This window comes from Aurantimonas coralicida DSM 14790, from assembly GCF_000421645.1.
Classification (GTDB): domain Bacteria; phylum Pseudomonadota; class Alphaproteobacteria; order Rhizobiales; family Rhizobiaceae; genus Aurantimonas; species Aurantimonas coralicida.
Window position 1 is genome coordinate 23,623 of record NZ_ATXK01000006.1, and the last position, 22,326, is coordinate 45,948.

32 protein-coding genes are annotated in these 22,326 nt (G+C 61.9%); 6 read left to right on the plus strand and 26 right to left on the minus strand.

The features are described from left to right. Positions 1 to 88: 88 nt before the first annotated feature. The 3 genes from H536_RS23315 to H536_RS0113560 are packed head-to-tail and all read left to right on the plus strand — an operon-like array spanning position 89 to position 2,490. Positions 89 to 1,642: an AAA family ATPase gene (locus H536_RS23315; protein ID WP_024350987.1), complete on the plus strand. Its 1,554-nt coding sequence runs from the start codon at positions 89 to 91 to the stop codon at positions 1,640 to 1,642. 17 nt (positions 1,643 to 1,659) lie between these two features. After that, on the plus strand, positions 1,660 to 1,845 hold the full coding sequence (locus H536_RS0113555) for a hypothetical protein (protein WP_024350988.1): 186 nt from the start codon (positions 1,660 to 1,662) through the stop codon (positions 1,843 to 1,845). A 21-nt stretch (positions 1,846 to 1,866) separates the two neighbouring features. After that, positions 1,867 to 2,490, plus strand: a complete 624-nt coding sequence (locus H536_RS0113560; protein WP_244495444.1) for a metallophosphoesterase family protein — start codon at positions 1,867 to 1,869, stop codon at positions 2,488 to 2,490. 34 nt (positions 2,491 to 2,524) lie between these two features. On the opposite strand, the gene H536_RS0113565 is transcribed toward H536_RS0113560, so the two are convergent. The 6 genes from H536_RS0113565 to H536_RS23325 form a co-directional block, all read right to left on the minus strand. Next, positions 2,525 to 2,776 (minus strand): DUF6894 family protein, encoded by a 252-nt coding sequence (locus tag H536_RS0113565; RefSeq protein WP_024350990.1) that lies wholly within the window; start codon positions 2,774 to 2,776, stop codon positions 2,525 to 2,527. 88 nt (positions 2,777 to 2,864) lie between these two features. Beyond that, on the minus strand, positions 2,865 to 3,623 hold the full coding sequence (locus H536_RS0113570; protein WP_024350991.1) for a Crp/Fnr family transcriptional regulator: 759 nt from the start codon (positions 3,621 to 3,623) through the stop codon (positions 2,865 to 2,867). 835 nt (positions 3,624 to 4,458) lie between these two features. Further along, positions 4,459 to 4,848: a hypothetical protein gene (locus tag H536_RS22640; RefSeq protein ID WP_155898481.1), complete on the minus strand. Its 390-nt coding sequence runs from the start codon at positions 4,846 to 4,848 to the stop codon at positions 4,459 to 4,461. Continuing rightward, a complete protein-coding gene (locus tag H536_RS23320; RefSeq protein ID WP_024350994.1) occupies positions 4,845 to 5,528 on the minus strand; it encodes a hypothetical protein in 684 nt (227 codons plus the stop codon). The genes H536_RS22640 and H536_RS23320 overlap by 4 nt, the downstream gene beginning before the upstream one ends. A gap of 25 nt (positions 5,529 to 5,553) precedes the next feature. Further along, positions 5,554 to 6,036 (minus strand): hypothetical protein, encoded by a 483-nt coding sequence (locus H536_RS0113590; protein WP_155898482.1) that lies wholly within the window; start codon positions 6,034 to 6,036, stop codon positions 5,554 to 5,556. Between the two features lie 126 nt (positions 6,037 to 6,162). Next, complete coding sequence (locus tag H536_RS23325) at positions 6,163 to 6,990, minus strand: Rha family transcriptional regulator (protein WP_162142665.1); 828 nt, start codon at positions 6,988 to 6,990, stop codon at positions 6,163 to 6,165. A 232-nt stretch (positions 6,991 to 7,222) separates the two neighbouring features. On the opposite strand from H536_RS23325, the gene H536_RS0113600 reads away from it, so the two are divergent. Then, positions 7,223 to 7,738, plus strand: a complete 516-nt coding sequence (locus tag H536_RS0113600; protein WP_024350997.1) for a MarR family winged helix-turn-helix transcriptional regulator — start codon at positions 7,223 to 7,225, stop codon at positions 7,736 to 7,738. 114 nt (positions 7,739 to 7,852) lie between these two features. Further along, on the plus strand, positions 7,853 to 8,095 hold the full coding sequence (locus H536_RS24410; RefSeq protein WP_155898483.1) for a hypothetical protein: 243 nt from the start codon (positions 7,853 to 7,855) through the stop codon (positions 8,093 to 8,095). 60 nt (positions 8,096 to 8,155) lie between these two features. Here H536_RS24410 and H536_RS0113605 read toward each other — a convergent pair whose 3' ends face one another. The 16 genes from H536_RS0113605 to H536_RS24420 form a co-directional block, all read right to left on the minus strand. Next, on the minus strand, positions 8,156 to 8,557 hold the full coding sequence (locus tag H536_RS0113605; protein WP_024350998.1) for a dATP/dGTP diphosphohydrolase domain-containing protein: 402 nt from the start codon (positions 8,555 to 8,557) through the stop codon (positions 8,156 to 8,158). After that, complete coding sequence (locus H536_RS23330) at positions 8,554 to 9,159, minus strand: HD domain-containing protein (protein ID WP_024350999.1); 606 nt, start codon at positions 9,157 to 9,159, stop codon at positions 8,554 to 8,556. Before H536_RS23330 ends, H536_RS0113605 begins: the two co-directional genes overlap by 4 nt. Continuing rightward, complete coding sequence (locus H536_RS0113615) at positions 9,156 to 9,503, minus strand: DUF3307 domain-containing protein (RefSeq protein ID WP_029703254.1); 348 nt, start codon at positions 9,501 to 9,503, stop codon at positions 9,156 to 9,158. Before H536_RS0113615 ends, H536_RS23330 begins: the two co-directional genes overlap by 4 nt. Next, positions 9,500 to 9,823: a hypothetical protein gene (locus H536_RS0113620; RefSeq protein WP_024351001.1), complete on the minus strand. Its 324-nt coding sequence runs from the start codon at positions 9,821 to 9,823 to the stop codon at positions 9,500 to 9,502. Before H536_RS0113620 ends, H536_RS0113615 begins: the two co-directional genes overlap by 4 nt. Continuing rightward, positions 9,820 to 11,106 (minus strand): hypothetical protein, encoded by a 1,287-nt coding sequence (locus H536_RS0113625; RefSeq protein ID WP_024351002.1) that lies wholly within the window; start codon positions 11,104 to 11,106, stop codon positions 9,820 to 9,822. The genes H536_RS0113620 and H536_RS0113625 overlap by 4 nt, the downstream gene beginning before the upstream one ends. After that, entirely contained in the window at positions 11,106 to 11,486 is a 381-nt protein-coding gene (locus tag H536_RS0113630; RefSeq protein ID WP_024351003.1) for a hypothetical protein, read from the minus strand. Before H536_RS0113630 ends, H536_RS0113625 begins: the two co-directional genes overlap by 1 nt. 94 nt (positions 11,487 to 11,580) lie before the next feature. Then, positions 11,581 to 11,745 (minus strand): hypothetical protein, encoded by a 165-nt coding sequence (locus H536_RS24415; RefSeq protein ID WP_155898484.1) that lies wholly within the window; start codon positions 11,743 to 11,745, stop codon positions 11,581 to 11,583. Position 11,746: 1 nt separating this feature from the next. Continuing rightward, positions 11,747 to 11,956, minus strand: coding sequence for a hypothetical protein (locus H536_RS0113640; RefSeq protein WP_024351004.1), 210 nt, complete (start codon positions 11,954 to 11,956; stop codon positions 11,747 to 11,749). Next, positions 11,956 to 12,147, minus strand: coding sequence for a hypothetical protein (locus H536_RS25010; protein ID WP_024351005.1), 192 nt, complete (start codon positions 12,145 to 12,147; stop codon positions 11,956 to 11,958). Before H536_RS25010 ends, H536_RS0113640 begins: the two co-directional genes overlap by 1 nt. Further along, positions 12,147 to 12,437, minus strand: a complete 291-nt coding sequence (locus tag H536_RS0113650; protein ID WP_024351006.1) for a hypothetical protein — start codon at positions 12,435 to 12,437, stop codon at positions 12,147 to 12,149. Before H536_RS0113650 ends, H536_RS25010 begins: the two co-directional genes overlap by 1 nt. Continuing rightward, complete coding sequence (locus tag H536_RS0113655; RefSeq protein WP_155898485.1) at positions 12,434 to 12,958, minus strand: hypothetical protein; 525 nt, start codon at positions 12,956 to 12,958, stop codon at positions 12,434 to 12,436. The genes H536_RS0113650 and H536_RS0113655 overlap by 4 nt, the downstream gene beginning before the upstream one ends. Positions 12,959 to 12,984: 26 nt before the next feature. Continuing rightward, positions 12,985 to 13,167 carry a hypothetical protein gene (locus H536_RS0113660; RefSeq protein ID WP_024351008.1) on the minus strand — a complete coding sequence of 61 codons (183 nt, stop codon included), beginning with the start codon at positions 13,165 to 13,167 and terminating at the stop codon, positions 12,985 to 12,987. Positions 13,168 to 13,273: 106 nt separating this feature from the next. Further along, a complete protein-coding gene (locus tag H536_RS0113665; protein ID WP_244495442.1) occupies positions 13,274 to 13,840 on the minus strand; it encodes a lysozyme in 567 nt (188 codons plus the stop codon). A gap of 2 nt (positions 13,841 to 13,842) precedes the next feature. Then, the gene (locus H536_RS0113670; RefSeq protein WP_024351010.1) at positions 13,843 to 14,064 is read right to left on the minus strand and encodes a DUF7940 domain-containing protein; all 222 of its coding nucleotides are present in this window, start codon (positions 14,062 to 14,064) and stop codon (positions 13,843 to 13,845) included. Further along, entirely contained in the window at positions 14,061 to 14,717 is a 657-nt protein-coding gene (locus tag H536_RS0113675; RefSeq protein ID WP_024351011.1) for a hypothetical protein, read from the minus strand. The genes H536_RS0113670 and H536_RS0113675 overlap by 4 nt, the downstream gene beginning before the upstream one ends. Then, positions 14,714 to 14,911 (minus strand): hypothetical protein, encoded by a 198-nt coding sequence (locus H536_RS24420; RefSeq protein ID WP_155898486.1) that lies wholly within the window; start codon positions 14,909 to 14,911, stop codon positions 14,714 to 14,716. The genes H536_RS0113675 and H536_RS24420 overlap by 4 nt, the downstream gene beginning before the upstream one ends. Positions 14,912 to 15,364: 453 nt before the next feature. On the opposite strand from H536_RS24420, the gene H536_RS22660 reads away from it, so the two are divergent. Continuing rightward, a complete protein-coding gene (locus H536_RS22660) occupies positions 15,365 to 19,222 on the plus strand; it encodes a bifunctional DNA primase/polymerase (RefSeq protein WP_162142666.1) in 3,858 nt (1,285 codons plus the stop codon). Positions 19,223 to 19,225: 3 nt separating this feature from the next. On the opposite strand, the gene H536_RS0113690 is transcribed toward H536_RS22660, so the two are convergent. From H536_RS0113690 to H536_RS0113705, 4 genes are read right to left on the minus strand one after another with little or no spacing between them, the layout of a single operon-like run. Then, positions 19,226 to 19,444 (minus strand): hypothetical protein, encoded by a 219-nt coding sequence (locus H536_RS0113690; RefSeq protein WP_024351014.1) that lies wholly within the window; start codon positions 19,442 to 19,444, stop codon positions 19,226 to 19,228. A 60-nt stretch (positions 19,445 to 19,504) separates the two neighbouring features. Beyond that, positions 19,505 to 19,885: a hypothetical protein gene (locus tag H536_RS0113695; RefSeq protein WP_060576956.1), complete on the minus strand. Its 381-nt coding sequence runs from the start codon at positions 19,883 to 19,885 to the stop codon at positions 19,505 to 19,507. Next, positions 19,878 to 21,797 (minus strand): hypothetical protein, encoded by a 1,920-nt coding sequence (locus H536_RS0113700; RefSeq protein ID WP_024351016.1) that lies wholly within the window; start codon positions 21,795 to 21,797, stop codon positions 19,878 to 19,880. The genes H536_RS0113695 and H536_RS0113700 overlap by 8 nt, the downstream gene beginning before the upstream one ends. Next, positions 21,794 to 22,324 carry a hypothetical protein gene (locus tag H536_RS0113705; RefSeq protein ID WP_024351017.1) on the minus strand — a complete coding sequence of 177 codons (531 nt, stop codon included), beginning with the start codon at positions 22,322 to 22,324 and terminating at the stop codon, positions 21,794 to 21,796. The genes H536_RS0113700 and H536_RS0113705 overlap by 4 nt, the downstream gene beginning before the upstream one ends. Positions 22,325 to 22,326: the final 2 nt, after the last annotated feature.

The following is a 22,326-nucleotide window of genomic DNA, read 5'->3' on the forward strand; positions in this document are numbered from 1 at the left end:
AGCGATCTTAACCTGTAGCTGCTATCCAGAACGCTTCCAGACGGAACCTGGGCGATGAGGCCCGTAACCGTCGACTCTGGAGTGCTTCATGAAAAAGCTTTCTCGCCTCGTCGGAGATCATCGCCGCCTTCTCTCCGAAGGCCAGACTTTCTCCGGCGATGACGTCGACGCGGAGGATCTCGGCATCGAGGCTCTCGTTGAAGACGCCCGGACGCCGACGCTGAAAGCGGTCTTCCTCGCAAATCCTGAACTTCGTATGCCTGAGCGGCTGTCCGACAGGCGGCGGCTCATCGTCATCCGGTCGAACGAAAACTGGGAGCGGTCTGCCAGGCGGGCTGCCCGGACGTATTTCTCTGGCATGCCGCACGAAGTGCAGGGCCCGACCTTGGACGTCGGCCGGCGCGAGATCGATGTCCGCGAGACCTTGAGGGCGCTGGGGAACAACGACGTCCTGCTGTACCTCGCGCCCGACGACGCGATGCCGGACGTTCTGTCTCGGGTCGTCGCTGCAGAGATCGACGTCACCCGCGTCGGCGAAGGACATATGACGGAGGTCCTGCGCCGGCATTTTGGCACTCCCGCGTCCGACTGGCCCATCGGCTGGGATCCGCTTTCGTTCGATTGCGTCCACCTCGACACCGCGGTCGAACAAGCCAGTTCGCCGGCGGACTTCGTTGAGATCCTGTCGGTCCTTCGCGACGAGGTAGGCGCCCGAGACCAGGAGCAGGAGCCGGCGATCGCCGAGGAGGCAGACGACAGCTGGAAGCGGATGCCGACCCCGACTGGTCCGACGGCACGGGTCCTCAACTCGCCGATCGCCACGCCCAAGACGACGGCGACCAAAGCGTTGTGGACAGCTTGCCAGGCGATCGTGAACGCCGACATCCCGCTGCGGACGGTCTACAGCGACCCGACTGCTATGCTCCTCGAGGAATGGCCCCACGCTGGCGATGTGATCCGGCGCCTCCTCTCGGGCATCCGCGTCGGCAAGGTCATCAAGCTGCGACCCACGCTCCTGGTCGGCGCGCCCGGTACCGGCAAGACGTCTCTCTTGCAGGCGATCGCAGCGATGCTGGACACTCCGCATTTCGTCTTCCCGTGCGCTAGCAGCGGCGACAACAGCTTCGGGGGAACGCCGGCGAGGTGGCATTCTTCGCAACTCTCGACGCCCGGCGAAACCATCCGCCAGCACGGCGTCGCGAATCCGGTCATCATTCTCGACGAGATCGAGAAGGCGGGGAGGCACTATGAGAACGGGTCCCTCGTCGACGCGCTGCTGCCGATGCTCGAGACGCATACTGCCCAGGCGTATTATGAGACCGCTCTCGACGCGCCGATTGATCTCTCGCACGTGTCGTTCGTCGCGACCGCGAACACGCTCTCGATCCCGGCACCGCTGAGGGACCGCTTCGATGTCGTGAAAATGCCTGATCCCGGCCCGCAGCATATCGGTCCTCTCGCCAGGCGGATCGTCGACGACATCAGCAGGAAGCGCGGCCTTATCGACGGCATGATCCCGCCCGTCGCACCGGATGAAGAAGATTTGCTGAGGAAAGCCTGGAAGGGCGGTTCCCTGCGTTATCTGGCGCGCATCGTCGAAGCGCTGGTCGACAACAGGGACCGGCTCGAAATCAGAAACTGAGGCGATGGAGGCCTACAATGTTGATCGTGATCCCGAAGCATTTGCGCGAACGCCTGCGGAAGATCGAAGAGGACGAGGGCATTCCGCCCAACGATTTCGTCTGTTCGGCTCTGGAAGTTTGGACGAATAGCGATAGCGAGATGCGTAAAAGTATCGCTCTCAACGTCATGAGATGGAAGCTTCAGAGCATTAAGAGACAGTAGTATGCGGCGATGGAGGCCACGATGAGCAGGATTTTCTTTACCGCAGATCACCATTTCGGCCACGCCGGCATCATTGATATGTGCCAGCGGCCTTTCAAGACTGTCGGGCGCATGGACAGTGAAATGGTGAAGCGCTGGAATGCGACGGTCGCGCCGGGTGATGAGGTCTGGCATCTAGGGGACTTTGCTTACAAGATGCCTGTCGATGATGCCGAGAAGATCTTCGGGATGCTTCACGGAAAGAAGCATCTGGTCGTCGGCAACCACGATAAGGCGTCCGTGCGGAGCTGGGCCTGGGAATCGGTGCACGATCTGAAAGAGATCGCCGTCGACGGCAAGCGGGTGGTGATGTGTCACTATCCGATGGCGGAATGGCCGGCCTATTACAGGGACTCCGTGCATCTCTTCGGCCACGTGCACGGCAATCGTCTCGTCGCCGGCGCGGTCGATGTCGGCGTAGACAACTGGGACTTCCGACCGGTGACGCTTGACGAGATCCTCGCCGTGAGGACGCCGACGCCGACGATTGGCAGGTCGCTCGAGGGATGGGAGCGGGCGTACATCGAGAAAGCCAAGGAGGAAGCCGAATCAAGGGCCTTGGGCGACGTTCTGCAGCAGCGTGTCGATCAGGCCGGCGGGCGGTGACGGTGATCACCACCTACTTGGGGCCGGGGGCGAATTAGTCTCCGGCTTTCTCGCCGAGCCAGCCCGCGTCCAAGGTCAGCGATGCCCGGAATATGCTTGTGCCAGTCTCGTCCCGAACTGTGACCGATATTGTACGGTGGTCGTCGCGGGGCACTACTGATTTTGCGATATCTGGCAGAGCATCGATTGCAGTTTTCCGCACATCTTCAAGCGAACGGCATTCGATGCCAACATCGTCTTCACTGAATTCGCCCTGGTCCAGGACGTCGAAAAAGTAGAGTGGCATCAAAATCTCCGGTGTGGGAACTGGGACCAATCCGTAGACGTTCTCACGACCCTTCCGATCCCTTCTCCTTCGAATATTTTGTGGTCGCCTATCTGCGCTGCGCTGGATCGAGATGCAGATAGAGGGGATCGAACTCCGCAACATGCTGCAGCCGCGCCAGGTCATGCACCACCATCTCCCGCTTTCTGACCGTGATCAGTTCCTCCTCGCGAAGTTCCCGCAGCGTCCGGTTAACTTGGACCACACTGAGTCCGGTCGCGTCCGCGAATTCCGCTTGGGTAAACGGCATCCGGATGGGATGTTCGGCCAAGCCCACGGCATTGAGGCGCGTGTAGAGTTCACACAGGATGTGGGCAATGCGGGAGTGCGCCTGCTGTCGACCGAGGCAGCGCAACCACGTTCTCGCGATCGCGGCATCGATCAGTGTCTCGCGCCACAGGGCGCTGGCTATCCGGCTGTTGCGGTCGCAGATGTCGTGCAGTGCCCCGTGCGGTATCATCGCGACTTTACCCGCGGTGATGCTCGCGACGCTGTGATCCATGGTCGCGAGATGCAGCGTCTGGAGATCCGGGATGTCGCCCGGCACGTAGAACGAAAGGATCTGGCGCATCCCCTCCCGGGTGTCCTGGTACCGCGCCACGAAGCCATTGACGACCAGCATGCAATGATCGACGCGATCGCCCTCATGACTGATCGTTTCGTTTCTCCCTACCTCGCGAACCTGGATAGGGAGAGAACGCAGATCCGCCAGTTCCTCTTCGTTCAGTCCAGTTGAACGCTGAAGTCTTCGAATAAGGATTCTGATGTGTCCTGAATCATTATGCACCGTGTTCCCTCCTTCGGGCATCAAGTTTCACCTCTAGCACCGATCATGCTTTGAGGAAGCGACGAGAAGAGATCGAATTGTGGATCAGCTCGGCCACCAAGGGACCACAATCTCTATTATGCTCATGTACCGGAAACCCGCACATCAGTATAATAGACCGCTCACCCGTGCCCTCCGTTCGCGCCCGGTCCTCCATAATCGCACCGCACAGATTCGCGGATCCTGCAGACCAAATGCTCTGCGATCTGGCGTCGGGCTTCATCGTAATCTTGCCACGACACGGCCGGCCTCTTCATCGCGATACGGGCCCGGAGATCGACTGGGATCTCTTCGATCGCGAGTGCGATGATCGTGCGCATGTGTGCGTCGGTGATGCCCGCGTCAGGCGGGAGGACGCCCATGGGACGGGTTCGGCGAGCGCGTTTCGACAATGAGAAAGCCTCCGAGTCGGTAGGACCCGGAGGCTAAAGGATGTTCTCGTTTTGATCTACAGTCCGAGGCGCTTCCGGCATTTCGGGCAGGTCACCTCCTCGTCGTGCTGATCGGACCACATGACCGCCGGTCGGGCTCCGCACGCAGCGGACTGGTTGTCCAGTATTGCGCCGGCGGCGATAGGGACGGCATGCATTACCGCGCCGGCTGTGATGTTGTAGCCGCGAGACCGACCGCCGCATGATCCGGCCTTCGTCGCGACTTGATATGTAATGCCAGTCGATGTGACCCGGTGACCTGTGTCGTTCGCCTGCGCCGTCGGAGTGGCGATCGGCGCTGGTACTGGCGCCGACGCACTTCCAGACGCCGCGTTGGCGTCAGAGCGTGCGGCGATGTCCTTCAGAAATCCCATGTTTCTCTCCAGTTAGATGGCTGCTGCCCGCTCTCCGCGGACGATCTCGCCAAGCCGGTCGAGACCGACCATCCCGCCTCGGCCGACGTCGATCCAGAAGCCGGCGTCGTTCCGGAACAGTGCCCGCGTCAGCTCCAGACCGCGTTCGAAAACGCCCTCTTCGTCCTGGAATTCCAAGACCGCGCCTTCGATCTCGCGGACGTAGTAAGGCATCCACGTCGCCCGCAGGGATTCCGCACGGATCACGTCCCGGCGCCGGCCGACGAGTGCGGGAAGAGGCCGCCGGAGGAGGGACCAGAGATCGCGAAGGACGAGGCGGAGGGTCGCGGCGTAGGAGATGCCGGCGCGAACGAGGCGGCGGGTCTTGCGGTGTGCCCGGGTCATGAGAGAGCGGAGATTCATGACCGGTCGCCATCACCCTCGGCGGCGATCAGTTCGAGAATGCGCTTGCTCAGCGCTCCCGGACCCCACAACACGTCCGCGTTGCCGGAGTACTCGGTCCTGACACTCATCAGGGAATGTCCCCGCGAAATAATGAGCGCCTGGACTCCGTTCGCCCAATCCTTCGCCCGGCGGGTGAGGTCCGCGGGCACCGCGGTAGAGGCATCGTCCGCCGTGGCAATGTGGTGCTCCCGGCCTTCGCAGCCGGGTGCGAGGATGCGCCCGGACACCTTGATCAAAGTCGCACCGGTCTCTTTGGCGTGGGAGATGGCGGCGTCGATCGCGATGGTCGCGACGCAAGGCTCTCTCATGTCGGAATCCCGAGCGGCCTTCATCGCGACCGGCACCTCGTCGAGAACGTCGAGCACCAGTGCCTGCGCGGCGTCCCGGATAGCCATCGGGCTCTCGCCGGTTGCCGCCCTTCGAAGCATGATTCCGTAATTCCGGTTGTCGCGGCCCCGCCGGGCGAGGTCGGTGATCTCGTCGGCGACCCGGTCAGGCGCCGAGACCGCCCCGGACCGCCAGCGCTCCACGGTCCGGCGGTTGACGCCGAGGACCTCGGAGAGGGGGGCGATCCAGTCAGAGCCGAAAAGCCGCTCGGCGACTTCCTGCCAGTCGGGATTGTTGTCGTGGTTCGTCATCGCTTCATTCCTTGTTTGATTAAAATCAGGCGGCGACGGCGTGGTGATAGATCCGGCCGATCGTCTCCTCGTTGACGTGCTCACCAACGACATCGAGCCAGAACTTCGCGTCGGAGTTGTTCCGCAGCTCGCGCTCGACAACGTCCAGCGCCTTCTGGTCCTCGGTATCGTCGAGGATCTCCCGGAGACGGTTCACCCAGCCGAGCGCATTCGTGAAGCGCTGACCACGCATCTTCGTGGCATAAGCGATCTGCTTCTCGGAGACGCCGACGATGGTCGGCAGCGTGGCCAGTTCACCAGCGGTCGCCAGCTTTTTGATGACCTGCCGCGTGTCCAGGACCGGGCCCCACGCAGCGTGAGAGACGGCCCGGCGGACCATCTTCAGAACCAAGCCGAAGGTGGCCCTATAGGAGATGCCTTCGGTGACCAGGCCCTTGGTGAGATCGTGTGCGAGCGAGAAGATTTCGGAGTTCGTCATTTCGGTGTCCTCTACCGGTTGGGCCGGCATATGCCGTTCCCGTGTCGTATACATATGCGGCATTAGAGGAATGGTCAATAGGATGTCGCAATTTTATGCGGCATATTATTGGCTTTTATGGTGTAGGGGCCGCCGGTGCGACCCCTCTCTCTTTGGCTACTGGACGAGCGCCAGCTTCGGCCGCATGTCGGTGCCGCCGGGGATCATGTCGGCGAGGTCGTCGATGCGGCCGAAATCCCGGCACAGGCGCTGGTACCCCGGCGCGGTCACCCGGGTCTGGAAGTGCGCCTTCCTGCTCAGTGTAGGAACCGGCTTCACCACGAACCAGCCGCGATTCTGGAACTCCGCCCTCGGCAGCAGATTGCCGTTCACGTCTTCATAGAGATACCGGCGGCGGAGGTGGGCGAAGAACTCACGATCCGGGACGCCGATCATCTTTCCGCACGTCCGCAAATTGTAGGTGCCAGAGAGGTCCCCGAAATCCTCGGCGAAGGCGACCTTCGGCGCATCCTTGGCGATCTTCGCCTCTGCGAACTCGGCCCGCTCCTTCATCTGCTTGGCAAAGTTCGCGAGGTTGGTCGCGAGTTCGGACAGTTGGAGAGTATCGTTGAAATCGATCGCGGACGGGGCGACGGGCGCGGGGACAGCCGGCCGGCTGGCAAGCTCCTTCTCCATCTTGTTGAAAGCCTCGATGTAGGAGAGCTTCCATGGCAGCACCTTGTCGCCGGTGAAGCCCATCGCGAGGAGAGTGAAACCGTCGCGATTCATGTCGTAGGACATGTAGGTCTGGCCGTTCTGCGCATCGATGTAGGGGGCCTCCCACAAATGTGGGACACCCTTGCGAGCCAGGCGTGCGGCCGCCCTGGCAACATAATCGTGGCGGCGTTCGAAGTACGCGGCCACGTCGCGAGAATTCGCGAAAACTGAGCCATCGCGGGTGAAAACTGCGGGAGTTTGGGCTATGATGCCCCGAGCCTTGGTCATGTTATCTCCGTGACCTGGGTTAGGCCCGGGCCGGTGCGTGAACACCGCCTCGGGCCGCGTCATTTTTGACGCCTCCCCATCATGAACCGATCCCTGCAAAAGTCAATATTCGTCAGCTTTCTCAATGCCTTAGCGTCGGCATCAAAAAGTATCAGGAAAGCGAACGATAACGGTATTTCGTTCTTTTCGTTGTGTCCGGTCGCGATCTATAAGGCGATGACAGGGAGGCCTCATGGACCAGTCATCGGAAACGCCACCAAGCGAGACGGGCTACCAGACCGTCACAGAGCTACTGTACGTCGCGAAGCTCACCCGAGCGCACGTCGATATCGCTCTCCGCGTCGCTGACCTGCGGCCTGGTCAAGACGAGCTGATCTGCGCTCTCAAGACCGATGCCTCGATTACGAATTCGGAGGTCGCTGACCGCCTGAAAATCCGATCCTCGACTGCCTCGAAAATGTCGACCAAACTCGTCGCGAAAGGGCTTATCGATAGTGTCCCGCATCAATCCGATCATCGGAAAATCGCTCTCGCCCTGACCCCGGCCGGCGCCGAAACCCAAGCGTTGGTTCGCGAGATCTGGTGCGGCGTCGAAGAAAACTTGTTCGGCGACTTGTCGTCCTCGGAGACCACTGAGATCCGCGCAGGCCTGCAGCTTCTCGACGATCGCCTGAAAGAGCGCGTTGCCCAATTTCGACGACCGCTGAATCAGTCAACATCAGAAAACGACCTTCAGATTGACCGCTGAAGCCCAGCTCTCAGTCCCGACGACTGATTACCTTCCGCACATCCCGAGCCGTTCTACGTGCATTCTCAAAGCTTAAACGAAATTTGGCTACGTTCACGTCAATGAGAACGCGACGTGATCGATATGTTGACAGCTAAGAAACTGCATCGGGCTCTTGGTGACTACCTCGAAGCCGACTTGCCTGGGCGGCGCGATTTCGACTTTCCGGGGTCGATACCGAGCATTGCGGGGCTGCTGTATGCTCTGAAAATTGCTGTCTTGCGAGAAGAAGAAGTGCTCACGAAAGAGGCCAGCGGCGAGAGCAGTTATACCGGATTTGCGAGCCGGTATAACGGACCGGGAAGACCTCGCGCTTGAGGCAGCCGACGGTTGTTACTGAAATCGCGAAATAGGTACAACGCCTGCGCAGCAGGGTCTTCAGGCCGCAGCCTTCCTCTCGTGTCGGCCCCGCCGGGCTTCCAAGATCTCGACCTTCGACGCTTCCAGTGCGTCCGCCCTCGGAAACACCCGGTCATCGATCAGGCAACCACAAGCTCTCGCATCGATGACGATCGACGCCCCAGCCATGATGTGGGCGAGATGCAGCAGGCCTGAATCACCGGCGTGATCCTCACCCTCTTTGATCGCATCGATGTGCCGCTGGATGGCGTCGATGTAGTCCGTCAGGGCGATCTTCTTCTCTCTCCAGTTCAGGCGTCCGTATTTCTCGGCGCCGTCGAGATGGGCTTCGGCCAGCCAGGCCAGCGATGTCGCGGGCACGACGTGAGTGAGGGGCGCTTTCTGCCGACCGACCAGCGCTTTCGGATTCTCGTCGCTCATAGGATGCCTCCAGCTTCCTGGATCGCCATCATCATGAGTGCCGCGACATCGAGATCATCGCCGGGATATCGGAGGAACCTGCGGATCTCGAACTCGATATCCGTCGCCATCTCATAGCGGGCCGGCACGAATTTCCGCTGGTCCGGATCGTCGGCATCCATCCCGAACAGGATCGCCTCGCACCAACCGACCTCGACATCGACAGCCTTGACGATCGCCCCATGCATCGCCTCGATATCCACCCCGACACGGTCGCAGATCGCCGCGTCCAGGCCGCCCTGGATCGCCACGATCGCCGGTCCGAGAAGCCTCTTGAGCGGAGTATTGATGTCGCCGGTCGCGTACTCATGGCCGTCATGCAAAAGCGCAGCGAGCGTCAGTTTCGGATCGCGGTACCGCGACTGGACGATCTTGCCGACGACGAGAGAGTGCTGGCCGACAGTCCAGGGCGTATCAGGCTGACCAGACCAGCGAGGGATGCCGGCCAGGACACGGCACAGGCGGTAGACGTCGATATCGGCGGGCTGGGGATCGAGCAGGTCCAGGTAGCGGCCGCCGCCGAGGGCGATGGCGGATTTTGGGAGCGGTTGGTAGATCGTCATGCGGTCACCGCGAGGATTGCGACCCAGGCGATCTTACATCCGAGATGCAGCGCCTGGTCGAGATTGTATGAGATCCGGCCCTGGCATTTCGCGTCGTCGACGGCGAAATGGGCGATGGTTTCGAGAGTGCCAAGGACGAGTCCGGCGACCGGATTGAGCGTGCCGACGATAACGCCGACGAAGCCGCCGTGGATTAAGGAATGGGCGCCGAGCGCTTGATACCAAGGTACGCCTGGGATCGGAGACTTCCGGTTCTTCGCTTTCGATAGAAATTCCCCCTGGAGCGGATAGTCGGCCAGGGCATGCGCGACGACGAGCAAAGCGAATACAATTGCGAGAGTCATGCTGCGATCTCCAGGCTCGGCCGACGCCGGCGCTTCATTTTCGGTGTCGGAATGACGACGGTCACGACCCGGCCGCCGGCGCAAATCATGCGGTGTCGGGCAGCGCGGATCAGTGTCGCGCCCAGGTGGACGCCGGCATGCAGGCGAGGTGGGCAGACCATGTCCCTCGCGTCAGATGGCTGGATATCCAGATAGCTACAGATCGCTGCGAGGCGTTGGCCATCGTGCCTGGCGTCGGGGAACTGGCTGTCGAAATCGACGCCGTGGACGCGCTCGAAATAGCGGACGCAGGCGTGGTCGGTGACCGGGTGCGGGATCATGCGGCGGCCTGGAAGACCTGGAGCCACGGAGCGTCGGCCGGCGTCGGCTTCTCCTCGGCGGCGATCGACCAGCGGGACGTGATCCCGCGTTCCGGATGGACGAAGAACAGAGGCTGCGATGGAGGCGTTGCCGGCGCCCGGAGAGCCAGCCTGGCGAACTCGTCGTAGCCCTTCAAAGTGTTGGAGACGATCGTCCTCGGCAGCCACAATTCCTGGTGCCAGTGACCGATCTGCAGGAAATCGTAGGACTCGAACGAATATCCGCGAACCTTGACCTCGCCGCGGGCGATCGGGCCCAGCGCGCCTATGATCCCGTCGCCGCCTTTCACGCCCATCATGTCTCCATGCATCAGCAGGACGCGGAGACCGTAGACCCGGTACAGAATCTCGTTCGCCGGCCGGCAGTCGATGACGACGGTGGGGTCGTCGGCGTAGTGCCGGATCAGCATCTGGTAGATCAGCCAGTCCGCGTTCTTGTAGATGTACCGCTTGAATTCCGGCTTGTGCGTCATGCGGCCGTGATTGCCGCAGACCGCCGGTAGATAGACGGATCCGAACTCGGCCTTCATCCGGTCGATCGCGGCAACCAGGATGTCGCGGCACTTCAGAGCGGACGGCAGGATCTCGAATTCGTCGGTCTTCTGCAGCTCGGGGTGCAGGCCGCCCGACACGAAATCCCCACCCAGGGCGATGACGATGCCGGGATAGTTGCCGGGACCGTGGTGCCGGGCGACGTCGATGGTGTTTTCGACGACGCGGTGGACGCGGGCCTCGGCGATGGCGGCATTGTACTCGTTGCGCCCGTTCGTCTCGTCGCGGGAGACGGTCTCGCCCAAATGCCAGTCGGTCCACATTGCTACCGGGACTTCCGGGAGTTTCGTCCGGATCGTCGGGGATTTCAGGGTCCAGTCCGGAGCCCTGACCGGTTCCGCGACCATCGACCCCAGGATCTCCCGCATCGCGTCATCGTCGAGGGCCTGACGGTGGGCCTCTTTCAACGACTTCCGGAGACGCCGGACCTGCTCTTCGAGCGCGACGATCTTCCTGTCGGCCGGCGACCCGCCGAGCATGAAGGGCTCCGTCTTCGGCGGCGTCGGGTCGACCTCGACGGTCTCCACGATCGGCGGCGTGGGAGCGGAAATCCGGGTCTTCTCCCGCGCCCGCTGGCACCATTTCCGGATTCGGCTGGCCGGGATGCCGTACATCTCCTCCATCTCTGCTGCGGATGTGCGGCCGGCGAGGATGTCGGAGACGATTGCCTCCTTCGAGGGGGCAGTCGTCATCACACATCTCCATCGGACGAGGGAAAGTCGGGCAAGTCGAGAATGGGAATCTCGATCCCTGCCTGGCGCATCAGCTGCTCCAGAACCGAAATGTGCCGCAGGTATGCATCGGAGACGCGGCGCAGATAGTTGATCTCGCGTTCCTGCTGCGACATCTCTTTCCGCATTTCGCGGATCTGATCTGCCACGACGGCTTCATACTTGAGACGTTCGGTCTCGATCTTGAGTTCGTGCCGGACGCGTTCCGCTTCGAGCCGGACTTCCGAGTCCCGGATCTTCTTTGCGATCGCATTCCACGCGAACTTGCAGCCGGCGCCCAAGACGCCGATCGTGCCGGTCAAGGCAACGACCATCTCTGCGGAAATGATTTCGGACGCCATACTCGTTACACCCCTCATAGCGCCCGCGACCCCTCGCGTTATTCGGCACCGTCTTGAATTCCTGCCGCCCGACCCCCGTCTCGGCGGCTACTCGTTACTCGTCGTCTTGCCAGCTGCGCCGGCGATCCCATGCCCCAAGGCCAGCGACACGGATCAGCTCCCGGATGTCGTCTTCCTCGTCGTCCAGAAGGCGATCGAGGAGAGGACGAGAGCGGATGTCCGGATAGTCGTCGGCGGGAAGGGCAGGGGCGGCGGGCATGTCAGGCGGCCTTCTTCGCCAGGGCAGCGCGCCGACGCCGCTCGGCGCGGTTCATGCCGATCTCGGCGGCTTCGCGGGCACGGACCTCGGCCAGCATCGACCGCTTGGCCGCGCCATCGCGGAATCGGTTCGGCTGCCATTCGGCACTGGCAGCCTCGTCCACAAGGATCAGCTCTCCGGACGGCCACTGGCGGTAGGCGAGGGTGTCCATCAGCGCTTCCTGCCGTAGTCGAGGAAGTTGCCTCCGCCGGCTGGTACGGTCCCCGCGAAAGGGTCGATGCGACGACGGTCATCGTCCGTCAGGACGGCGATCTTGTCCGACATGAAAACTTTCCGGTTCTCCTCGATCGGCCCGTCAAAGAAGTCGGCCTCGAGGAATGCTTCGCGATCTCGTCTGTGCATCAGTTCTCTCCTGTCCTGGCCCGGTCGCTCTCGACGATCCCGGCGATTGCCTTGTTCTTCCGCCGGCAGTCCTCACCCGCTGAATCGAGTTCGACGACCCACCTCGCGACGTCGCTCTGCCTGGCGAGATCGCCCACGGTCGGCCGGTCACGGCATTCCAAGAGCTGGCTCGGGATGCGATCTGCGAGAGGAGGCGGCGGCAAGATCGTGGTCGTCGTGCAGCCAGCGATCGCGAGCGTACAAATCGACGCACAGATGGCCCGGGTGTGCGTGGAAATGTTCGCGGTCATGCGGCCACCGCCGGCGTCGTGATCGAGCAGGAAATCCGGACCTTGCCCTTCAGCTCTCTCTCGAAATTCGGCAGCTTCCGGACGGCGTCTGCGGCCGCGCCGGCAGCGCCGATGCAGGCGGCCTGATCCTTGGTCTCGATGATGTTGGTAGGGATTCCGTCTATCATGACGACGAGGCGCCAGACGTGGCGGCGACCGACGTACCAGTCGTCCTGGCGCGCCGAGATCTTGCCGAGGTCGCGGATTGTGTCGCGGAGAACCGGTGCTGTTGGGCCATCGCGATCCGTGTCCGTGTCCCGTGCGATCCGCTCGCGAAGGGCTGCCTCACGACGAGCGGCGGCGTCCGCCTGACGACTGACGGCGGCGAGCTGCTCGACGATCTCGCGATGTGCGGACTCGGCGCCGCGGCGTCTGGCTTCGGAGACATCAAGTTCCTGGCGGGTGGTCGCGAGATCAGCCTGGACGGCAGACAGGCGCGATGACTGGACGCCGGCGAATGCGATGGCGCCGATCGCGATCACAGAGATGCCGGCGAGGAGGTAGCTGGTCACGCCAGCCGCTTCCTGATTGCTGTCGCCGCCTCGATGAGGAGAAGGGCTGGCAGCGCTATGATCAAGCTGACGCTCACTATTTCGACAGACCCAGTTTCACCCAGAAGCAGAGCCGCAACAACGAGGTTCAGCGGGACGACCATCATCAGCGACAGTCGAATGAGGGAACGCTTGATCATCAGTAGTCTCTCCGTGTTTTCGCATGCGCCCGTGCACATGCGATCGTCAGCGAAAACCCGGCGATCGCCGGCGCTGCGATGATGAAAAAGATGATTTCGGGGAGCATCAGCGGAGCCCCTCGAGGCAGATCTTCTGCTCGGCCCGACGACGGTTATCGAGGCCTTTCACGACGCGACCGCCGGCCTTATTCCAGAGGCGCAGCGAATTGCATGCGCCGACCAGGTCGCCGGCGTTTGCCTTCCTCGCCATCGACGAGCGGCAGAATCCTGCGATGCCGATATTGTAGGAGACCGACACGAACGCCCGATACGCACCGTCCGGGATGGCATCGGGAGCGGTCAGGCAGGCCCGGATGCCCTGCTCGAACTCGACGAGGCGCGGGGCGAACTGGGCGTCGCACTCGGCATCGGTAAACGTCATACCCGGCTTGATGTTGCGGGTTTCGCCGTAACAGGCCGTCCAGATTCCCACGACATCGCGGTAGGCTTCGTTTCGCTTGCCTTCCCAGCCGCCGACGAAAGCGATGGTCGCGGCGAGGAGGGCGGTACCGGCGCCGCCTACGACAAGGCGGGACTTGGTCTTCGAACGCGGCGCAGCGGTCGGACGCGGGACGGACACAGGCGTGCTCCGAGAAGAAAAGAGGCGGCGAAAGAGATCTGCGAGAGTGGCCACGGTCAGGCCTCCAGATCGCGCTGGGCGACCAGACGGGCGATGCCGGCGGCAATCGTGGTGCCGAACGACAGGATGGCGAAGATTCCCGGTTTGACCGGCAGGACGCCGTCGAGATACGGGAGTGCGACCTCGGCTCCGGATAGGACGACCGAGACGCCGATCAGGCGGACCGACCAGGCGCGTTTCAGGATGGATCTCCAGTCGCGGTCGAGTGCGAAATTCATGCGGCTTTCCTCCGGATTCGGGGCGCGGAGGGGGCGCGCATCTTGGCTTCGAGAACCGCAGCCTTGTTCGCTTCGCGGGCGATCTGCCGGGCTTTGACGGCCTTCTGCTGCTTCCGCTTCTTCGTTTCCTTCTCATCGGCCCGGAGCGCATCGAACCCGTAGGCATGGGCATCCTTGGCGATGAGGTAGGCCTCGGCGGCATCGGCATCCGGAACCGCAACGCCGTCGACGGCGCAGATCCGGCGAGCCTCGTCCTTCAGGAAATCCTTGTCGTTCAGATATCCGGCGCCATGAATGCGGCCGCGCCAGTCGCCCAGCCGAGAGATCACGGACGGAACGTGGGCGTCGTACGCGGCTTCGTGAGCCGCGGCCTGCAGGCGGGCGAGGAGGACGGCCGAGGCAAACCGCCCGGTGTCTTTCTCTATGACGACGAAATCGATCTCGAAGCGCTGGAGGATCTCTCCGATCCAGCGGCGGAGGCGCTTCGACTGGATGACGTGCTGGTCGTTGATCGGCACAGCCGCGATCGTCTTTGTCGCGGTCTTCCTGATGCCGTCGTCGAGACGCCACGACCCGACCGCCCGGACGCCGCTGTCATCGAGGACCGCGTAGCCGCTGTTGGTTGCGAGATCGAGGGCGAGGACGGTCGTCATGCCGCCAGCCTCGTCAGCGCGACGGACCCCGGCTTCGGAGCGACGATGTCGTAGCGCAGCTTAATGCCCAGCGCTTCCGCGAGCTTCAGAGCGGCTTCGTGACCCAGCGCCCGGGTGTCGCCACGTATATAAAGAGAGACCCTCTCGCGGTGAGAGTTCGATTGCCAGCCGGCGATCAGGCAGGCCTCACGCATCGTGATGCTCCGCCGGGAGATCTCCCGCCGGATAGCGATAGCCAGACTCTCGTGCAGACCCTCAAGCAAGCGCGGTCGAATACGCAACTGGAACCCCTCGGTACAACTCATACGCAACACGACGCCGGACCCCCATCCGGCGAATACGAATCAAATTGTCGGCGAGGAGTTAGCAACGCGCAATGCAAGCGGCGCATGAAAAGTGGAAAATTTCAGGAACGTTCCGGAAACCGATGTGAACACCCGGAAAGTCCGACCACGATCCGCACGGCTCCTGAAACATCGTCGGCACCAATAATGTGCAAAGTGCAAATTGTGACTTTCGCTGGTGAACGTCGAATCTGATTGCGGCTTACAAATCGTATGATACGATGCAGGACTGAGACCGATCGACACTCCCCTCAACGATCGATCGGCTCAACCACTGATAGACGACATCGCAGGCAGGAACGCGTGACAGATCCAGAAATTTTGGCCGTTCTCCGGAGTTTTCCGGGATGGAAAGTCGTCGACCCGGCGAAAGTCCCGGACTCTGACGAGGAGCCCGGTCACTACGTCGTCGCGGAATCGACGTCGTCATCGGAGGTGATTTTCGGCACCCTCGGGCCCATGTGCCACGAAAACGGGTGGTGTGTTTTCCCGCAGCAGCGGACGGGCCGTCGGCTGCCGTCGATCTATCGGCGGAAAGCCATCGCGTGGGGCCAGTATCAGGAAGAGCGCCCCACGGCTGCGCTCGTCGGCCGCTGGGCGAGGCCGTGTTTCAATGAGAATGTCGCGCTGATCCTAGGCGCGGTGTCCGGCAACACCTTCTGCTTGGATATCGACATTCTCGACTGGCGTCTGGCGTCTGCTGTCGAGAAGATCGCGTTCGAAATTCTCGGGTTTTCGGGTTTCAAACGCGTCGGCAGGGCGCCGAAAAGGGCGCTCCTGTATCGTGTCGCGACTGCAGAAGAATTGCCTGCGAACATCTCCCGATTCTTCGTCGCTGACGACGGCGAGAGCGCGTCACCGCACGGTTTTGAGATCTTGTCTCATAAGAAGACGATCACGATCTACGGTCGTCATCATGAGACCTACTCTCGGTTTTCGTGGGACGGAGACGACCAGCCGGCGATCCTCACGCCCGCTGATGTGCCGCTGGTCACCCCCGCGCAGATCGAGGCCTTCATGGCGAAGGTCCAGGAGTTCCGGCCCTTTCACCGGAACTCTTCGAATACCGTCATCGACCTCGACGCGCTCGGCTTCGTGAAGACGGACGGCGTCAATCTCCCGAAGCTCTCAGCGAACGCCGGCGGCGGAAGCTGGGTCGAAGAAGAGGGCCTCGTCACCGACGGACGCGAGAAATTCCTTTTCGCGTTGGCTCGGCTTTCTGCTCGCTCCAACCCTGGCAACTGCCGGGACGAGGAGGGCAGGAAAGCTCTCATCCGTGCCGTCCTCGAAGAGTTTCAGAGCCGCGCTCGCATCGATGGCCGGTGGGGCAACCCGAACGAGCTGTTGCGAGAAGTCACTGATAAAGTGACCCGGGCGGCCGAGGCGATCGTCGACGGCCGGATCACGCCTATCGCTCCGCGGTCGAGGAAGGTCCGGAAGGCTGTCGAGAGGAAGGTGGCCGCCGGATCGCCGATCACCGATGGCTGCCGCGGCTCGCTCGCATGGTTGCCGCCCGCCGAGGCAAGGGGGCCGATTAAAGATGTCCCCTTTTCCGACCTGCGCTGCGACGACGCCGAATATGCGAGCCGGCAGATTCCCGAGACCGCGGCCGAGACAGTGAGGCAGATCACGACAGCGACGAACGAGCGGATCGACGCGTTCTTCGCTGCCGTTCACGACGATCCGGAGGCAAAGCACCCGACCACGCATGCGATCATCGCTCCCACCGGCGCCGGCAAAACTCACATGCTCATCGAAGGCGTCGATCGGTTCCGGCATGACCTGTCTGTCGAGGACGTTATCGAATCGATCCGTCAGGAGAAGCTCGACGGCGCGACCGAGCCGGCGCAGATGCTGATGCTCGCGCCGGCGTACCGAAACATCGAGGAGACTGGCCAGAAGGCTCGGGATGTCAGACTTGCGGTCGTCCAGTGGATTGGAAAGGCCCGGTCGGCAACGTTGACCGGATCGGATCGCTGCGTCCAAGGTGATAAAGTAAGGGCAATGCAAGAAGCCGGGCGGAACACTGACGTCATCTGCGAAAAGCCCCATCCTGACTATCCCGACGACCCATCGAAGACCATTCGCTGCACTGCTTGGGACGAGGCTACGAAGACGTGGAAATGTCGATTCAAGAGGCAGGCTGAGGAAGCGAAAACCGCCGATCTCATTCTTGCAGCTCATGCATACATGACATGCAGCGCCCCGAAGGCGATGACGCATTGCCGTGGTGTGATCATCGACGAGAGCTTCCACGGTCAGTTGATCAAGAGCGTTCGCTTCTCGGACGAGATCCTCCTATACCCCAGGAATCCGGTCGCTTACCGGACGAAAAAAGAGAAGGCCGAGGACGGGAAGGGGGCGGAAATCCCAGAAGAGGCCTTCACGCTCGCTCGCGAGGAACTCGGCGCCCGCGCTTACTATGCGCTCCGGAGCGGAGTCGATCCCGTCCGCTGGTTTTTCGAGAACGACCAGCCGGGACGAAACGGCGGCTACTCGATTGCGCAGAAGCGAGAAATGCTCGACCTCACGATCGCGCTCTTGTCGCGTGTCCGCGACGCCGACGATATCGACCCAACGACCTCTCTAGCGACGATCGAGCGGCTGTGCTCCGGCCCCGAAAGGACCGCAGTGCATGAAGAGGAAAAGTTCTGGCGGCTGATCAAAGATCGCGTTGAAATCGATTCGATCTCCCTGCTCGACGCCTTCGGGAATCGCAAAGACCCGCTGCTCCCGGCCGTCCTGCCGACCGCAAAAACCGATCGCCGGATCCTCTGGCAGAAGGGGCCGACGACGGATGCCGCCGGCGAGATCAGGCTGTCGTGGATCGCTGAACACAATTTTCAGGATCACCACATCCTCGCCCTCGATGCCTCGGCAGACAAGTCGCTGTTGGCCCGCGTCCTCGACCGCAAGGAGAGCGAAATCGTCTGCGAGCCTATGGACGCCATGCTCCGGGTCCGGACGGTTCACGTCACCGGAAAGTCGCTTTCGAAGACCTCGCTGCTGCCGAAAAATTCGGACACGGAGAGCTACGCCGCATACAAGGATCGCCTGACCGTCGAGCTGCGGACGCTGATCTCGCATACGGCGGCGATGTATCCGCAAGGCGGCATCGCGGTCTGCGCGCCCCAGGCTCTGAAGAATCATTTGCTCGACGGCTGGTCTGCTCCAAAGCGCGTGATCTGGATGCACTACGGAAACAACCGGGGTTTCAACGTCGCTGAGAAATGCGGCGCGGCCCTCGCGATCGGCTGTCTGAATCCATCGATCCAGCAGCTCGACGACATCGTCGCGGCCTTGGCGCACGGCGAGGAAAATCCCGAACCTTTGCGGGATCCGCTGGGCGAAAATCGGGGGTTCGATCTCGATCGTATCTACAAGACCGACGTCATCAGGCTGCGGAACGGCCATGACATGGAAGTCACCCAGGTCGCGACGGAAGGGCGCTACAGCGAGATGGCGCTCCGCCAGATCCGGCAGGAGGAACATCTGCAATTTCTCGGCCGCCTGCGCCCGATCCGGCGCGATGAGATCACAGTTTTCATCAATGTTGGATCATACATTCCGCCCTCGCTGATCGTCGATGAGGTCATCGAGTTCGAAGACCTCATGAGCTGGATCGGGTCGGCGGTCGAGGTGGCCAGGGAACACCAGGGCCCGATCGGCGCCGGCGATACCACAGAGGAAGCGAAGGCGGCGCAGAAGTTCTCGAAGATCCTCGAGATGGGCGAGACCCGGAGGAATTTCTTCGAAGTCGCCGTCGGCGGCGAGGTCCTCTACGTCCCGGCGCACACCCCGTCAGTGATCGATCGCCTCGTCGAAGACGGCTACCAGATCACTCACCGACCGACGCTCGGCAAGATGGAAGAGTTTCCCGCGCCTCTGTGTACGTATGCTGATGAAGTCCGCTTCCGCGATCGTGCCTTGTCGGCGGCCATGGCGGAGGGCTGGTCGGCAATGCCCGGATCGAGAATGTGGACCCGCGAATTGCCTGCTGATTTCGATCCTTCGGCGACGAACGATCGTCCGGTGACCACGTTGGATGTCGCGGTTCTCGCGCAGCATTATCACGTGCGGCTGCGTCGGGCGGACCGGGAAGCCGAGGCGGCTGCGGCTCCGAAAACCGCAATGGAGATCTTCGAGGCCGAAGTTTTCTGATCGTCACCGCGGCGGCGGATTGGTTCGACCGAACATGACAGGGATGGAAGCTCGGGATGCTTCACGGACGAGCTGCTGCTCGACATGATCTGTCATCGCTTGCCCGGATTCGCCAATCCGCCGCATGACACGATCTCCGGCATCGCCCAAAATCAGGGCGGTGCCGCTCTGTTTTGCTCGCTCGATCTCGATGTAAACCGACTCCTGCAGCCCGTCTTGCATTTCCCATCTCCTCGCTGGTGTGGGAACATGCAGGCAGCTTAACGCATCGCCATCTGATTACTAGCTGGATTCGTCCTGCGACGTCGCTGTCGGGTTCAGAACGACGGTGTCCATGCTGCTACCGAAATCCTCGGCGGCGAACGCTTCTTTCCCGATAGCCTGGGTGCCGATCGCGGACTTCACGCTGCGCAGCTGGTACATGCCTCCGGCCCCGTCCGAATAGTACGTCGGCGTCCCGGAGAACTTCACTTTTGTGATCGTTGCCGGGCTGCCGTTCGACTGCTCTCCCGCAATGGGGACGACCGTACTCGTCGGCACTGAGCTGTAGGATTTTGGCGCGGGTTTTCGTTCTTTACGCGCCCGCTCTGTTGCGATCCTGTCAACCAGATTGAGCAGTTCACGATCTTCGAGCGACCGCATTCTCATGTCGATTTTAGGCATCGAGATCGGCTCCTTTGGGGGCGACCCGCAGCTGCGCGACGACATCGATCTCGCGGTACAGCGTCTGTCGCGGAGAGAGACTGGTGAGCTTCACCCCGGAAATGTACGTCGGCAGCACGACCGAGACGTCGGTGGGATTCTCGAGTCCACCAGCAGCAACCAGCTGATCGTTCGCGGAATTCACGACTGTGCCGCCATTCCTGACGACACCGGCGCCGCTCCGGATGTCAGCGACGCTCACCGGAACGGAAGGGGCATCGACGGTGGGGGCCCACGCCAGGACCTCGTCGATGCCGCTGTCGTAGACGCCAAAGGGGCTATCTATGCCGGTACCGAACGGGATGCCGATCGTGCATTTGACGTGCGGTTGCTGGCCATCGTCGCCGCCCCAAACCCGCTCGACGGCGATGACCTTGCCGCGCATCAGCCTGCTGTCAGGCGCGTAGATCGTCGCGTCATCCCGCGTCGTCACTGCGACCCCATCGATCCAAGTTGTGGCTACGGTGACGTTGAGGATCCTAAGCATGCGCCTGGCCAACTTTCGTGCCCGGCATTTGACGTGATCGACGGCGTCCGACAGGTCTCCGTTGGTCTCGAAGAAACTGGTGGTCGTGCCTCGATCCAGAAGCCCCTCCGGTGTTTGGCTCTCCCAATACGTGATCGGCGGATTTGTGCCGGGCATCGGCTGCAGGAAATCCTCCGCATAGTGATCGCCCCGAGACCGATAATATTTGCCGTTGTAGAACACGACATCGTTCTCGAGATAATCGACCCCGATCTCATAGTCGGGGACGTCCTGATCTCGGAAGATGTCGTTGATCGACAGTTCGATGGTTTCGGCTACATCGGAAGTTGCCAGGGCCTGCTGCAAGGGCACGTCCATCGCGAGGTAGAGCGCTTCCTGACGAGCTTGCGAATAATCGTAGTTCACCAAAATTTTCGAGTAATTGAACGAATATTTCGCGAACACTGCCGACACAGAATGCGTCGAGGTAGCGCTTCCACTGGTCTCTGGCCGCACCTGGACCGTCCCGCCGTTGAGGTTGCTGACCGGCACAGTGTTGGCGATGGCGTCGAACGTGGCTTCGTATTCCGGACCCGTTAGGAGAATGGGTTGCGATTCCGTCCTCGTCGTCGAGTAAACCGGCGCGGAGTCAGCGAGAGACCAGCCCGGCGCTCCCTCGAAACCCAGCGTCGATGGCAGGCGTTCGCCGATGGTGGCGTCGAGGGTTTCAACCCGACCAAAACTGGCCGTCGCTAGCTGTCCGGCGATATTGCACTGCCCGGCGTCCTCCTGGACCCAGTCGGCCGTCACTCGGAATCTGATCGTCTTCGGCGGGTAGCCCCAGGTTCCCAGCGACGAAACCGGGCGCGCCCCTTCATCGGCGAATGCCAGGTCTTGCAGAGAATGGTGGACCTCGCCCTGGAGTTCGTCGCTGACCGAGACCTCATGGGTAACCGGATCGACATAGAAAGCCACCGACCGCCCGAGCAGATACGTCTCCGCGTCCTCTTCGTCGAAATCCGAAAATCGATTGTCGGTGTCCGGCTTCTGCGCCAGGTGCTGCCGGGCATATGCCAGCTTCCGATCCTCGATATCGCGAGGCGCGCATATCACCCGAATTCGCTGCGTTAGGTCGTAGACACCCGCAAAATCCGGCGCGATGTAGCCGCGGGCGATCAGCTCGGCATCGGCGGGATCGCCGGTCCGCGACCACGACAGCAAAATATTCTTGTTCGCCAGTGCCGCCAGGATCCGCAGGCCAGACTGCTGCATCTCGATCTCAACTTCGGAGATCTGGGCCTCTGTCTGACGCATCGTGAATGCAAAACCATCGGACGCCGGATCGCAGTGGATCAGCGGGTCGAAGACTGCATCGAGATCGGCAACGAGAGCGAGAAAAGCCTTCATGGCGCCATCTCCTCACGCAGCACCATCTCCCAGGACTGCGATCTGCCAGTCGCCGATCCGGACATGCGGATGTCGCCAACCAAGCAATGTAGGATGGGACGGTAGAGGATCGTCGTGTAGCCGGAACGTGGAACATAAATGTTCGCTTCTCGGCCCACGATGCCGACGTCGCCCTGGAGCCGTTCGTTGTCGGCATCGCGAGCGGACACGCTGCCGGGAACCGGGTCGCGCTTCAATGTCGTCGTCGTCGTCATCGGCGGAATGGTCGCGGACCACCACGTCGAGGCGTAGAGGGTCACCTGTGACCCGCGTTCCAGGTTATCGAACGAGGGCGTCCAGACCGCATCGCCGTCGTTGCTGAGTACGACTTCGAATTTCCGCCCAAACGAAGGCTGCAACGCGATGGTCCGCCCGTTCCACGTCTCGCGAAACTGGGTCTCACCGACCGGCGTCAGCTCTTCCTGAATCCCGATGATCGAGCGCCGTGGGATCCGGACATCCGGGAAAATCAGGGATATCTCAGCCATTG